12 protein-coding genes are annotated in these 13,014 nt (G+C 66.3%); 4 read left to right on the top strand and 8 right to left on the bottom strand.

Annotated elements, in window-relative coordinates; genetic code table 11:
* Positions 1–6: 6 nt before the first annotated feature.
* From AOA14_RS17775 to AOA14_RS17785, 3 genes are all read right to left on the bottom strand, one after another.
* Positions 7–780 carry an SPOR domain-containing protein gene (locus AOA14_RS17775; RefSeq protein WP_062902770.1) on the bottom strand — a complete coding sequence of 258 codons (774 nt, stop codon included), beginning with the start codon at positions 778–780 and terminating at the stop codon, positions 7–9.
* Positions 780–2,507, bottom strand: a complete 1,728-nt coding sequence (gene argS / locus AOA14_RS17780) for an arginine--tRNA ligase (protein ID WP_062902771.1) — start codon at positions 2,505–2,507, stop codon at positions 780–782. Before argS ends, AOA14_RS17775 begins: the two co-directional genes overlap by 1 nt.
* 139 nt (positions 2,508–2,646) lie before the next feature.
* Positions 2,647–3,318: a hypothetical protein gene (locus tag AOA14_RS17785; RefSeq protein WP_003047809.1), complete on the bottom strand. Its 672-nt coding sequence runs from the start codon at positions 3,316–3,318 to the stop codon at positions 2,647–2,649.
* A 146-nt stretch (positions 3,319–3,464) separates the two neighbouring features.
* On the opposite strand from AOA14_RS17785, the gene ispH reads away from it, so the two are divergent.
* Genes ispH through rnhA form a run of 3 tightly spaced genes read left to right on the top strand, consistent with a single transcriptional unit; the run spans position 3,465 to position 5,856 of the window.
* Positions 3,465–4,439: a 4-hydroxy-3-methylbut-2-enyl diphosphate reductase gene (ispH, locus tag AOA14_RS17790; RefSeq protein ID WP_062902772.1), complete on the top strand. Its 975-nt coding sequence runs from the start codon at positions 3,465–3,467 to the stop codon at positions 4,437–4,439.
* The gene (gene thrB, locus AOA14_RS17795; protein WP_062902773.1) at positions 4,439–5,401 is read left to right on the top strand and encodes a homoserine kinase; all 963 of its coding nucleotides are present in this window, start codon (positions 4,439–4,441) and stop codon (positions 5,399–5,401) included. The genes ispH and thrB overlap by 1 nt, the downstream gene beginning before the upstream one ends.
* An 8-nt stretch (positions 5,402–5,409) precedes the next feature.
* Positions 5,410–5,856 carry a ribonuclease HI gene (rnhA, locus tag AOA14_RS17800; protein ID WP_003047820.1) on the top strand — a complete coding sequence of 149 codons (447 nt, stop codon included), beginning with the start codon at positions 5,410–5,412 and terminating at the stop codon, positions 5,854–5,856.
* A gap of 141 nt (positions 5,857–5,997) precedes the next feature.
* Here the strand turns inward: rnhA and AOA14_RS17805 are convergent, their stop codons facing one another.
* Genes AOA14_RS17805 through aspS form a run of 4 tightly spaced genes read right to left on the bottom strand, consistent with a single transcriptional unit; the run spans position 5,998 to position 10,113 of the window.
* Positions 5,998–6,534: a DnaJ domain-containing protein gene (locus AOA14_RS17805; RefSeq protein ID WP_062903249.1), complete on the bottom strand. Its 537-nt coding sequence runs from the start codon at positions 6,532–6,534 to the stop codon at positions 5,998–6,000.
* A 53-nt stretch (positions 6,535–6,587) separates the two neighbouring features.
* Complete coding sequence (locus AOA14_RS17810) at positions 6,588–7,373, bottom strand: polyphosphate kinase 2 family protein (RefSeq protein WP_062902774.1); 786 nt, start codon at positions 7,371–7,373, stop codon at positions 6,588–6,590.
* Positions 7,374–7,433: 60 nt separating this feature from the next.
* Positions 7,434–8,318, bottom strand: coding sequence for an alpha/beta fold hydrolase (locus tag AOA14_RS17815; protein ID WP_062902775.1), 885 nt, complete (start codon positions 8,316–8,318; stop codon positions 7,434–7,436).
* A gap of 4 nt (positions 8,319–8,322) precedes the next feature.
* The gene (gene aspS, locus AOA14_RS17820) at positions 8,323–10,113 is read right to left on the bottom strand and encodes an aspartate--tRNA ligase (protein WP_062902776.1); all 1,791 of its coding nucleotides are present in this window, start codon (positions 10,111–10,113) and stop codon (positions 8,323–8,325) included.
* Positions 10,114–10,305: 192 nt separating this feature from the next.
* On the opposite strand from aspS, the gene rnd reads away from it, so the two are divergent.
* The gene (rnd, locus tag AOA14_RS17825) at positions 10,306–11,499 is read left to right on the top strand and encodes a ribonuclease D (protein WP_062902777.1); all 1,194 of its coding nucleotides are present in this window, start codon (positions 10,306–10,308) and stop codon (positions 11,497–11,499) included.
* 29 nt (positions 11,500–11,528) lie between these two features.
* On the opposite strand, the gene AOA14_RS17830 is transcribed toward rnd, so the two are convergent.
* A complete protein-coding gene (locus tag AOA14_RS17830; protein WP_062902778.1) occupies positions 11,529–13,013 on the bottom strand; it encodes a Ppx/GppA family phosphatase in 1,485 nt (494 codons plus the stop codon).
* Between the last annotated feature and the right edge of the window lies 1 nt (position 13,014).

Here is a 13,014-nt window from a genome sequence, read left to right on the forward strand (position 1 = left end):
GCGATATCAACGAACGACGACGCAATTTTCGCCCGCAACACGCAATTTTCCGCACAAATTCGATGCGTTAGCCGCCGTACCCGTCGCCACGCGCAAACGGTAGACGGTGCCGCTCCCGGTCTTCACCGGCGAAACGAACCGGCTCAATTCGGACAGATAGGCAAAGCGCTTGCTCAGATTGCCCCACGCCTTGTTCGCCGCCGCCTCGCTGCTGAACGCGCCAAGCTGAACCAGTCCGGTCGCGGCGCCAGCCGCCTCGGCCTGCGCGCCTGTCGCTTCGCCGGTCTTGACCGACATCGCCGCGGGCTTGGGCTTGCCCTTGTCAGCCGCCGCGATCCGCGCCGCTTCGGCCTTTGCGGCGGCGGCCTTGTCGGCCTGCGCCTTCGCGGCCTCGGCCTGCGCCATCGCGTCGCGTTCGGCGGGTGTCACTGCGGGTTCCTCGGGCATGCGGCTCGGATCGACCTTGCCCCCGGGGGTCAATCCTTCACTCGCCGCAAAACTCGCTGCGCCCTCACCCTCGAACGTCTTGGCGCCGTCGGTCTTTGGCGGCACTTTGTAGTCGCCCTTGTCGGCGACGATCAGCTCGCCCTGCCCGCGCGCGCCGCCGTTCTGGACCCACCACAGCCCGCCGAGCACAGCACCGATCAGCAGAAGCCCGCCGAGCACCATGATGAGCAGGCGCGCGGGCGAGACTTCGGCATCATCCTCGAAACCTTCGGCGGGTTCCAGCCACGGCAGGCGATCCTCGTCCTCCAGCCCCAATCCCGCATCCGTCGCCATCACGCCATCTCCTCGAGCGCCTCCACCCCCATCAGGTGCAGCCCGTTGCGGATAACCTGCCCGATTCCATCGGCCAAATAAAGGCGGGTTGCGGTCAGTTCGGCGTCATTTGCCAAAATGATACGGGCGTCGGGCCGATCGTTGCCCATGTTCCACCACGCATGAAAGGCCGCGGCGACATCGCCCAGATAAAAGGCGATGCGATGCGGCTCGCGCGCCGTCGCCGCCGCCTCGACCGTGCGCGGGAATTGCGCGAGCAGCTTGACCAGCCCCAGCTCATAGGCGTTGAGCCGCGCGATGTCGGGCGCCGCCGCAGCGATACCCGCATCGGCGAGCTTGCGCTTCAGCGATGCGATCCGCGCATGGGCATATTGAACATAGAAGACCGGATTGTCGCGCGACGCCTCGACCACCTTGGCAAAGTCGAAATCCATCTGCGCGTCAGCCTTGCGCGTCAGCATGGTAAAGCGCACCGCATCCTTGCCGACCTCATCGACGATGTCGGCGAGCGTGACGAAATTACCCGCACGCTTCGACATCTTGAACGGCTCGCCATTCTTGAGCAGCCGGACCATCTGGACCAGCTTGACGTCGAACTTCTTGGCGCCGCCGGTCAGCGCCGCGACCGCCGCCTTGATGCGCTTGACCGTCCCCGCATGGTCGGCGCCCCAGATGTCGATCAGCTCGTCGGCATCCTGCGCCTTCTGATAATGATAGGCGAGGTCGGCGCCGAAATAGGTCCAGCTCCCGTCCGATTTCTTGATCGGCCGGTCCTGATCGTCGCCGAACTTGGTCGAGCGGAACAGCGGCAGTTCAACCGGCTCCCAATCCTCGGGCGTCTCGCCCTTCGGCGCTTCGAGCACACCGTCATAGACCAGGTCATGCTCGCGCAGCCATTTTTCGGCGGCGGCGGGCTTGCCCTCGGCCTGCAGCTCGGCCTCCGACGAGAAGAGATCATGATGGATGCCCAGCTTGGCGAGGTCGGCGCGGATCATGTCCATCATCGCGCTCACCGCCTCGGCGCGGAACAGGCCGAGCCACGCACTTTCGGGCGCGCCGACATAACGGTCGCCATATTCGGCGGCGAGCTTTTCAGCGACGGGCTTCAGATAATCGCCGGGGTAGAGCCCCTCGGGAATCGCGCCGATATCTTCGCCCAGCGCCTCGCGGTAGCGCATGTGGACCGAGCGCGCGAGCACATCGACCTGCGCACCGGCGTCGTTGACATAATATTCGCGCGTGACCTTGTGCCCCGAATATTCGAGCAGCGCCGCCAGCGCGTCGCCCACCACCGCGCCGCGGCAATGGCCCACGTGCATCGGGCCGGTCGGGTTCGCCGACACATATTCGACATTGACGCGCCGCGCGGCGCCCATCGCCGAGCGGCCATAATCGCCCGCCTCGGCATGGATCAGCGCCAGTTCGCCGCGCCAGCTATCGTCGGCGACGCGCAGGTTGATGAAGCCCGGTCCGGCGACGCTCGCTTCGGTCACTTCGCCGATTGCCGTCAGTTCGCCGACGAGCAGTTCGGCGAGCGTGCGCGGGTTCGTCCCTGCGGGCTTGGCGAGCACCATTGCGGCGTTGGTCGCGACATCGCCATGCGCCGGGTCGCGCGGCGGCTCGACGCTGATCGCCCCGCGATCGAGCCCGGAGGGCAGTGCCCCGCGCGCGACAAGCGCATCCAGAGCGGTATCGATATGGTCGGAAAAACGGCTGAACAGGGTCATGGGTCAGGTCAATCTTCGGTCAAAAGGTCGGTCGGCGCCCTACCGCAGCTTGGCAGGCACGAAAAGCCCCGCGTCGCCCGGATGGCGGCGCAGGGCGAAACGGATGCGAACGGCGCGCGCATGCGCGCCGCCGCGACGCCTATCGTCGGACGTTATATTCGAGCTGTTCCTGCGTCAGTTGAAAGCCGACGAGCAGTTCGAAGCTCGCGCGCTGCACCGCGGCGCGCACTTCGGGGATGCTCAGCGGGTCGATCGCGGCGTCGGCATCGCCGGCGCGGCGCTTGCGGTTGATGCGTTCCTGCACATCAGCGGGCAGCGTCGCGGCGGCGCGGTCGACATAGGCGGCCGCCTGGGCATGGCCGCTGCCGCGCGTCTGGCCTTCGGGGAAGGAGACGGTGACGGTGCCGAGCCGCTTGGCCACGACCGCGGTGCCGCCCTGGACGACAGTCGCGAAATAGGGAAGCTCGACCGTCCGGGCCGGGCCGGCATCGCGGCGCGTCGCCACGACGTCGAAATCGGCAAGCTGATAGACTTTCTCCGCCTGGTCGTTGCACTGCGGCACAACATGGGTGATCGTCGCGACGACGTCGACCGCGCTCGCATCGCGGCTCGTCGCCGGATCGAACAGCGTGATGTCGCCGGTGTGCAGCGGCACGGCAACCGCCGGACAAGCGCTGCGCGTCGCGGTGATGCCGACGCCCGACGACAGGTCGATATCATTGTCCTTCGCGCACCCCGCGACCATGACCATGGCGGCCGCGCCGCACAGCATGGCGATTGATTTACGGGGCGGGACGAAACTGGGCATCATGATATAGCTTTCCAATCAGGCGCGGGCCGCGGAGGACGAACGTCACCGCTCCATGCGCGCCGCTTCTTATCGGTGCGATGAACAAGGCGCAACATGGACGAAGCGGCTTTACCTTGTCACGGCCGCTGCGCTAGAGCGCGCGGGTCATGACAGATCTTACGCAATCCGCCGCCGAAGCCCCGGAACTCAAGGTTTTGGTGGCCGCCCCACGCGGCTTTTGCGCCGGCGTCGACCGGGCGATCCGCATCGTCGAGCTCGCGATCGAGCGTTATGGCGCGCCCGTCTATGTCCGGCACGAGATCGTCCATAACCGCTATGTCGTTGAATCGCTGAAGGCGAAGGGGGCGATTTTCGTCGAATCGCTCGATCAGGTACCCGACGGCGTTCCGGTCGTGTTCAGTGCGCACGGCGTTCCCAAGGCGGTTCCGGCAAAGGCCGAAGCGCGCGGGCTCGACTATATCGACGCGACCTGTCCGCTGGTATCCAAGGTCCACAAACAGGCCGAGCGCGCCAACGAACAGGGCCGTCACATCATCTTCATCGGCCACGCCGGCCACCCCGAAGTCATCGGCACGCTCGGCCAATTGCCTGATGGCGCAATGACGCTGGTCGAATCGGTCGACGATGTCGCCGCGCTGTCGCCCGCCGATCCCGATAATCTCGCCTTCCTGACCCAGACCACATTATCCGTCGACGACACGCGCGACATCGTGGCGGCGCTGCAGCATCGCTTCCCCACCATCCAGGGGCCGCGCGGCGAGGATATCTGCTATGCCACGTCGAACCGGCAGGAAGCAGTGAAAGCAATCGCCGGCCAGTGCGACCGCGTCATCGTCATCGGCGCGCCCAACAGCTCGAACAGCCTGCGTCTCGTCGAAGTCGCGGAACGGCTTGGCACCCCTGCCCATCTCGTCCAGCGCGGCACCGACGTCGAACCCGCATGGCTGGCCGGGATCGCGACGCTTGGCATTACCGCCGGAGCCAGTGCGCCAGAAACGCTGGTGCGCGAGGTAATCGACGCGGTCGCGGCGCATCGCGCGATCGTCGAGGACGTTGTCGTCACGGCCGAGGAGCATATGACCTTCAAGCTCCCCCGCGGGCTCGAGCCGGCGGCCGCCTGATGGCCGTCTATACCGCGGTCGACCCCGACGATCTCGCCGCGCTGGTCGGCCGTTACGACATCGGCACGGTGCTGTCGTGCAAGGGCATTGCCGAGGGCGTCGAAAACAGCAACTTCCTGCTCGAAACGACCGGCGGGCGCTTCATCCTGACGCTGTACGAAAAGCGGGTGCAGGAGGGCGACCTGCCCTTCTTTGTCGATCTGCTCGGCCATCTCGCACGGCGAGGCTGCCCGGTGCCGGCGATGATCCGCGACCGCGACGGCCGCGCGATCCAGCAGATTTCGGGGCGCCCCGCCTGCATCATCCAGTTTCTCGCGGGCATTTCGCTGACGCATCCGACCCCCGCGCAATGCGCCGCTGCGGGTGCCGCGCTCGGCGCGATGCACAAGGCGGTCGAAGATTTTTCCGGCGCCCGTGAAAACAGCATGGGCCGCGCGCATTGGCGCGGCGTCGCCGCCGCTGCGGGCGATCTGGACACCGTGCTTGCCGGGCTGCAGGCAATCGTCGATGGCGAGCTTGCCTTCCTCGACGATCGCTGGCCGGCGGACCTGCCGCGCCACGTCATCCACGCCGACCTGTTCCCCGACAATGTGCTGATGCTCGGCGATCGCGTGACCGGCCTCATCGACTTTTATTTCGCGGCGACCGACTTTCGCGCCTTTGACCTCGCGGTCACCCATGCCTCTTGGACCTTTTCCGACGACGGCCGGACCTGCGACGGTGCCCGCGCGTCGGCGCTGATGCGCGGCTATGCCTCGGAAATCGATCTCAGCGCGGACGAAGTCGCCGTGCTGCCGCTGCTGGCACGCGGCGCTGCGCTGCGCTTTCTGCTCACCCGCGCGCACGATTGGATCCACACCCCCGCTGACGCGCTGGTCATACGCAAGGATCCCGCGCCCTTCCTCGAACGCCTGCGCCGCTACCAGGCCGCCGACGCCGCCGACCTGTTCCGCGCGGGATGAGCGCTGCAATGGGCAAAGGCCATACCGTAATTGTCGCGACCGACGGCGCCTGCAAGGGCAATCCCGGCCCCGGCGGCTGGGGCGCGGTGCTGCGCTGGGGCGATGTCGTCAAGACGCTGTCGGGCGGCGAGGCGGATACCACCAACAACCGCATGGAGTTGCTCGCCGCGATCGAGGCGCTCGCCGCGCTCAAGCGCCCGTGCAAGGTCGAACTGTCGACCGACAGTGTCTATGTCCGCGACGGCATCACCAAATGGGTCCATGGGTGGCAGCGCAACGGCTGGAAGACCGCCGCGAAAAAGCCTGTCGCCAACGCCGACCTGTGGCAACGCCTGGTGCGCGAGGCCGCACGGCACGAGATCGAATGGCTGTGGGTCAAGGGCCACGCCGGCCACGGTGACAACGAACTCGCCGACAAGCTCGCGAGCGACGCCGCGTTGGCGATCAAACGCTAGGCGGCACGGGCCGACGCGATGCGGCTAACCCTGTGCGGCAGTGGGGAGCAGCAGACGTTGCCGAAATCTCTTTTGCGTACCCCGGCCTTCGCCGGGGTAAACAATATCGATGCTGCCCCTCTATTCGTTCGCAAAGCGTTCTCAGGCCGGCTTCCAGCTCTTGCGGTCTTCGGCCTGCTTCAGCACCTCGAACGCCGCCTGCCCGGCCGCGAAGCGTTTGGCAGCGTCGGCGTCGCCGGGCTTGACGTCGGGGTGGCATTCCTTGGCATAGGCGCGCCAGGCCTTTTTGGCCGCGTCGAAGTCGGCGTCGCTGTCGAGCCCGAACACCTCCAGCGCGCGCATCTCGTCCGCGCTGCGACTGCCGTCGCCCGGGCCGCCCCAGCCATAATGCTGTGCGCGGGCGTAACTGCGTGCGCCCTGCGCCTCTTCGGCGGCGCGCGCCGCGGCGTCTTCGGCGCTCAGGCCTGCGAAATAGTCCCAGCCGCGATTATATTCAGCGGCATGGGCTTCGCAGAAATACCAGCGTTCAGGACTGTTGGGCGATTTGGGTGCGGGGCATCGTCCGGGGGCGTCGCAACCATGGCGGTCGCACAGACGAACCTTTTGCGCCTCGCGGCCCTGCCCATAGGCGCGCCAGCGGGGGAAACCCCAATCGTCGGATCTCTTGGCGCGGCTCATCGGGACCATGTAGCGGCTCACGGCAGCGATTGCTACCCGAGCCGGCCAAAATCCTAAGTCTTTGGTTTATATCCGAACGCCTTTTGCGCCAGCTTCACGACAGCGGGATCGCGGTCGGGCGGGGTCATCGGAACCGCCGCCTCCAGCGTGGCCGCAACATGCGACAGCGCCGCGATCCGCGCCGCCTTCTTGTTGTTGCCGTCGATAACCTTCCACGGCGCCCAGCGCGTATCGGTGTGCGCGAACATGTCGTGCATCGCGTCCAGATAGGCGCCCCGGTGCGCGCGGTTGCGATAATCCTCGGGCCCGGTTTTCCAACGCTTCCACGGATCGTCGAGGCGGTCGGCAAGGCGCTTGTCCTGCTCGGCCTGAGTCACATGGACGAACAGCTTGACCAGATTGGTGCGGCTGCCGGTCAGCTGCGCCTCGAACTCGTTGATCTCGTCAAAGCCCTTGCGCCATTCGGCCTCGGTCGCGAACCCCTCGACCCGCTCGACAAGGACGCGGCCGTACCAGCTCCTGTCAAAGATCGAGATGTCGCAATTGCCAGGCAGGCGGGTCCAGAAACGCCACAGGAAATGACGCGCCTTTTCCTCGTCGGTGGGGGCGCCGATCGGCCAGACCTCGAAATAGCGGGGATCGAGCTGCGCGGTCAGGCGCTGGATGATCCCGCCTTTCCCCGCCGCGTCCCAGCCTTCGAGCATGATGATGCTGCGCTGCCCATGGGTGATGTGCGCCGCCTGGACATTTTCGAGCCGCGCCTGCAGCGCCGCCAGATCCTTGGCGTAATCGCCGTCATATTTGGCGCCGGCTTCATAGTCGGCGAGGTCGATCGTCATCCATCCATCCCCTTGGTCCGCGACCGCTGCTAACACAGCAGCGCGGTCGATGCGACGGGGTTAACCCTGAATGGCGGCAAGATCGGCGAGCAGCGCGGCGACGCGCGCGGGGTCTTCCATCGGGATGAAATGACTATGCTCGTCCCAGCGCTCGTCGCGCACCGCGCCGATATGCGCGCCGAGCCCCGGCGAGGTGGGACTTTGGGAAAAGTCCATCGAATCGCCGCGTTCGCCGCTCGGCGCGCGGATCAGCGTCACCGCCGCCGCCAGCCCCGATAGCCAGCGATAGGGGTCGATGCGCAGCGCATTCTGATAGACCGACGCCTCGAGGCGCGGCGGACAGGCCAACTCCAGCCCCGTCCCTCCGGACGCGGGCAGCAGGCCATAGCGGCAATAATCATCCAGCACCGCCGGTTGCCAATGTGCATAGGGCGGACGATCGGCGAAGCGCGCGCGCATCTGTTCTGCGCTGTCCCAATTATCGCGCCGACGCGCCACGGGATGCTCGGCGGGATCGGGGATCGGTAGCGCATCCTGACCCGCATAAAGGTCGGGCGCCATGATGACCGGATCGATCAGGACAAGGTGACGAAAGGCATCGGGCCGCTGCGCCGACAGACGGGTCAGCGCATGCCCGCCCATGCTGTGCCCGCACCCGATCAGCGGCGTTCCGGCCAAGCGATCGATGAGCGGCAACAGCGCGTCGCCGGTCGCGCCCCAATCGGCGAGCGTCGCGGGGCGATAGCTGCGCCCATGCCCGCGATGATCGGGCGCGATGACATGCGTGCCTTGCGGCAAGGCGGCGACGACCTGGTCCCACAGCCGCGCATGAAATCCCGTCGCATGAAGCAGCAGCAGCGACGGCCCCGCCCCCGCGGTCCCCCATTCGAACCAGCAGATGTCGCCTTCCGGCGTAGCGAGCCGGTGTTCGCGCGGCCCGTTCATCGGGTCAGCTCTTCGGCCCGTCCACCAGACGGATATGCAATTCCTTGAGCTGCTTCTCGGAGACCGGTGCCGGTGCGCCCATCATCAGATCTTCGGCCTTTTGCGTCATCGGGAAGACAATCACCTCGCGAATGTTCGGCTCGTCGGCGAGCAGCATCACGATGCGGTCGACGCCCGGCGCCGAACCGCCATGCGGCGGCGCACCGAACTTGAAGGCGTTGATCATGCCCGCGAAATTGGTGTCGACATCCTGCTGGCTGTAGCCCGCAATCTCGAACGCCTTGTACATGATATCGGGGCGGTGGTTCCGGATCGCCCCCGACGACAGTTCGACGCCGTTGCAGACGATGTCATATTGATAGGCGAGGATGTCGAGCGGGTCCTTGGTTTCCAGCGCCTCCATCTCGCCCTGCGGCATCGAGAAGGGATTGTGGCTGAAATCGATCTTGCCGGTTTCCTCGTCGGCCTCGAACATCGGGAAATCGACGATCCAGCAGAATTCGAAGCGGCTCTTGTCGATAAGATCAAGCTGTTCGGCGACGCGGGTGCGTGCAAGACCGGCGAGCTTCGCCGCCTTGGCTTCCGGGCCCGCGGCGAAGAAGATGCCGTCGTTCGGGCCGAGACCCATCGCATCTGCGATTGCCTTCATGCCTTCCTGGCCGTGGTTGTTGGCGATCGGGCCGCCGAACACGCCGTCTTTCTGCGTCGCATAGCCCAGCCCCGGAAAACCCTCGGACTGCGCCCAGCTGTTCATTTCGTCGAAGAATTTGCGGCTCTTCTCGTGCGTTTCGGGCGCGGCAACGGCGCGGACGACCTGCCCTTCCTCGACCATCGAGGCGAAGCGGCCGAAGCCCGAGCCCTTGAAGAAATCGCCCACGTCATGGACGAGCAGCGGGTTGCGCAGGTCGGGCTTGTCGCTGCCATATTTCAGCATCGATTCGCGGTAGGGAATGCGCTGGAACGGCAGCGGCGACACGGTGCGGCCCTTGCCGTCGAAATCGGCGAACTCCTCGAACACGCCGTGCAAGACGGGTTCGATGGCGTTGAAGACGTCGTCCTGCGTGACGAAGCTCATCTCGAAATCGAGCTGGTAGAATTCGCCCGGCGAACGGTCGGCGCGTGCATCCTCGTCGCGGAAACAGGGTGCGATCTGGAAATAGCGATCGAAGCCCGCAACCATCAGCAGCTGCTTGAACATCTGCGGCGCCTGCGGCAGCGCATAGAATTTACCGGGGTGGACGCGGCTGGGCACCAGATAGTCGCGCGCGCCCTCGGGGCTGCTCGCGGTCAGGATCGGGGTCTGGAACTCGGTGAAGCCCTGGTCGATCATACGGCGGCGCAGCGACGAAATGACGTTCGAGCGCAGCACGATATTCTTGTGCAGCCGTTCGCGGCGGAGATCGAGGAAGCGGTTGGTGAGGCGGATTTCTTCGGGATATTCGGCCTCGCCGAACACCGGCAGCGGCAGGCGGTCGGCCGCCGACTGCACTGTCACCGCGCTCGGATAGATTTCGATCTCGCCGGTCGCAAGCTTGGGGTTCAGCGTCTCGGGCGACCGCGCGGCGACCTTGCCGGTGAAGGTCAGGACGGACTCGGGGCCGACGCCATTGACCGTCGGATACAGGTCCGAATCCGTCTCCACCACGATCTGGGTGATGCCATAATGGTCGCGAAGATCGACGAAGAGCACATTCGCATGCTCGCGCGTCCGGTGCACCCAGCCCGAAAGACGGACTTCCTCGCCGACGTTGGCGGCGCGAAGGTCGGCGCATGTGTGGGTGCGATAGGCGTGCATTATGTTCGTCTTTCAAATGTCCGGGGAGGCGCGCCGGAAAACGTGCCAATATGGCCGCGCCTAAGGCAGGTCGCGGGGCCTTTTGTCAAGGGTGGACCCGCGATTCGCCCCGAACGGCGCCGCCCATGTCCCTGCGATGAACAGCGGTAAATTTTCCTGACGATTATGCTGCGGGCGCTGTATAGGCTCCCCATGCAAATTCATCCGTTAATCGAGTCCAGCGAAGCGCTTCACCAGTTTGTCGACCTGATCAAGGGCAGCGACTTCATCGCCGTCGACACCGAATTCATGCGCGAAAACACCTTCTGGCCCGAACTCTGCCTGATCCAGGTGGCCGATGCACACCACGCCGCCGCCGTCGATCCGATGGCGCCGGGCATCGACCTCGCCCCGCTGCTCGACCTGCTCGTCGACAATGAAGATGTGCTCAAGGTCTTCCACGCGGGCGGGCAGGATGTCGAAATCATCTTCAACCTGACCGGCAAGACGCCGCACCCGATCTTCGACACCCAGATCGGCCAGATGGCGCTCGGTCAGGCCGAACAGGTCGGCTATTCGAATCTCGTCGAGGCCTGGCTCGGCCTGCAGCTCGACAAGGGCGCGCGCTTTACCGACTGGAGCCGCCGGCCGCTCGACAAGCGGCAGATCGACTACGCGATCGGCGACGTCACCCATCTGGCCAAAATTTTCCCGATGATGCTCAAAAAGCTCATCAAGACGGGCCGCGGCCACTGGCTCGACGAGGAAATGGAAAAGCTCGCCGATCCGTCCAACTATGCGATCGACCCCGAAAAGGCGTGGCAGCGGATCAAGGTGCCGTCGCGCAAGCTGGACGCGCTCGGCCGGCTCAAGGCTCTCGCCGCATGGCGCGAGCGCGAGGCGCGCAACAAGAATCTGCCGCGCGGACGCATCGTCAAGGACGAGACGCTCGCCGACCTTGCCGCGCATCCGCCGAAAAATCAGGACGGCCTCGGCAGCGTGCGCGGCCTGTCGGCGACATGGCGGTCGAACGACATCGGCGGGCGGCTGATGGACGCGCTCGCGAGCGCCAAGCCGTTGCCCAAGGACGACATGCCCGACCGCGCCCCGCGCGGTCCGGGGCTGGGCAAGGAAGGCGCGCTCGTCGCCGATCTGCTCAAGCTGCTGCTCAAGATCCGCTCGCGCGAACTCAATGCCGCGGCGCGGCTCATCGCGCGCAGCGACGATCTCGAAGCGCTCGCGGCCGGGCGCCGCGACGATATCCCGATGATGAAGGGCTGGCGCTACGACGTGTTCGGCCACGCCGCGCTCGACCTTGTCGAAGGCCGCGTCGGCTTTGCGGTCAAGAACGGCAAGCTGGTGATGAGCGAGATCGAAGCCCCCGCCCCGGCCGAAACCGACGCCTGAGGGCGCGCCTGCGCGCCCTCCCATTCTGCTCAGAGCAGCACTAGCTCCGGCTTGACCCCGAACGCCTGCGCCAGCGCGCGCAGGCGCCGGTCGACCGATTCGCCCGCCAGATGATGCCAGCCGGGATCGAGGCTGAGCCGTAGCTTGCCGTCGTCGAGCGCGATGGCGCTCGCCTTGAGCGGCGCCTCCACCCCGCCGGTGAGCCGCTGCGCCAGCCGGATGGCAAGCCCCCACTGCCGCGCCCGGTCGATGCGGTCCGCCGGAACGAGGCTGGTCATCGCGGGAAAATCGATGTCGGCGCCGCCGAACCCGGCGTGCAGGGCGCGCGCGAGCAGGATGCGGCCGGGAATGTCGATGCTGCGCCAGTTGCCGTGCAGCCCGATCTCGGTCCCGCGTTCGGCACGGAAATCGGGGTTTGCCGACCAGGCGACATCGCTGAGCAGGCTGGCGGCGAGCCGGATGCGGCTGTCGCTCGCCTCCTCATTGGCGAACAGCGGCGCGATCCACTCGGCGATCGCGCGGCCGTGCGGGGCGAAGCGAGCAAGTCGTCGTCCCTCGAACTCCGCCGCGACGATCAGCGGATCCTGCGCCCGGGTCGCGGGGTCGAGCGCCTGATAGAGCAACCCTTCGCGCAGCCCCGATGAGGAGACGGTCATCTCGGGCACGTCGATGATATTGACCAGCGCCGCGAGCAGCGCCGCGGCATCGGGGAGCGTTGCAGCGCGGTTCGACGCCATCCCCGGAATCGCGCGCAACTCCTCGAAACTCATCCGTTTTGTCGCGCGCAGCAGCCGGCGCAGCGCGGCGCGCGGCATCACATGATGGTCGAGCACCGGCAGCGGGTCCTGCGTCAGTTCGATGTCGAGACGCGACAGCGCGCGCCACGATCCGCCGACAAGATAGAGCGGCAGCCCGGTCATATTGTCCGGCCAGCCCGCGCCCTTGAGCATCTTGCGCACGGATCGCTCGAAAACCTGCTGCCCCTGCTTGCGCAGCGCGGGCAGGCGCAGCACGCCGAGCGGGAAGGACACGCGCCGCCCGACGGTGCCGCCCGACACTTCGGCCAGCTCAAGGCTACCGCCGCCTAGGTCGACCGCGATACCGTGCGCGTCGGGGATTGCCGAGATGACGCCGCAGCCCGCCGCTTCGGCTTCTTCTTCGCCCGACAGCAGGCGGATCTTCAATCCCGCCTCGGCAGCACCGGCGATGAAATCGGGGCCGTTCTCTGCATCGCGCACCGCCGCGGTCGCGACGCATTGCAGGTCCTTCACCTCCATGTGCCGCGCGAGCAGCGCATAGCGGCGCAGCGCGATCAGCCCGCGTTCGGCATCTTCGGGCGCGATGCGATTGTCGATCGCGAGCCCGCGGCCCAACCCGGCCGGCACCTTTTCGTTGAAGATCACCGCGGGCGCGCGCGGCGGCCCTTCATAGACGACGAGGCGGACCGAGTTGGACCCGATATCGATGACGGCGGAACGATGGGCGGTCAGTCTGGTGGATCGGGCGATCGGCAAG

Source organism: Sphingopyxis terrae subsp. terrae NBRC 15098 (assembly GCF_001610975.1).
Taxonomy (GTDB): domain Bacteria; phylum Pseudomonadota; class Alphaproteobacteria; order Sphingomonadales; family Sphingomonadaceae; genus Sphingopyxis; species Sphingopyxis terrae_A.

What these genes read in the sequence shown, in the direction of transcription:
- AOA14_RS17815 (WP_062902775.1), bottom strand. Translation starts at nt 8,318, where the DNA reads ATGAACGGGCCGCGCGAACACCGGCTCGCTACGCCGGAAGGCGACATC.
- rnd (WP_062902777.1), top strand. Translation starts at nt 10,306, where the DNA reads ATGCAAATTCATCCGTTAATCGAGTCCAGCGAAGCGCTTCACCAGTTT.
- AOA14_RS17785 (WP_003047809.1), bottom strand. Translation starts at nt 3,318, where the DNA reads ATGATGCCCAGTTTCGTCCCGCCCCGTAAATCAATCGCCATGCTGTGC.
- ispH (WP_062902772.1), top strand. Translation starts at nt 3,465, where the DNA reads ATGACAGATCTTACGCAATCCGCCGCCGAAGCCCCGGAACTCAAGGTT.
- AOA14_RS17810 (WP_062902774.1), bottom strand. Translation starts at nt 7,373, where the DNA reads ATGACGATCGACCTCGCCGACTATGAAGCCGGCGCCAAATATGACGGC.
- aspS (WP_062902776.1), bottom strand. Translation starts at nt 10,113, where the DNA reads ATGCACGCCTATCGCACCCACACATGCGCCGACCTTCGCGCCGCCAAC.
- AOA14_RS17805 (WP_062903249.1), bottom strand. Translation starts at nt 6,534, where the DNA reads ATGAGCCGCGCCAAGAGATCCGACGATTGGGGTTTCCCCCGCTGGCGC.
- rnhA (WP_003047820.1), top strand. Translation starts at nt 5,410, where the DNA reads ATGGGCAAAGGCCATACCGTAATTGTCGCGACCGACGGCGCCTGCAAG.
- thrB (WP_062902773.1), top strand. Translation starts at nt 4,439, where the DNA reads ATGGCCGTCTATACCGCGGTCGACCCCGACGATCTCGCCGCGCTGGTC.
- argS (WP_062902771.1), bottom strand. Translation starts at nt 2,507, where the DNA reads ATGACCCTGTTCAGCCGTTTTTCCGACCATATCGATACCGCTCTGGAT.
- AOA14_RS17775 (WP_062902770.1), bottom strand. Translation starts at nt 780, where the DNA reads ATGGCGACGGATGCGGGATTGGGGCTGGAGGACGAGGATCGCCTGCCG.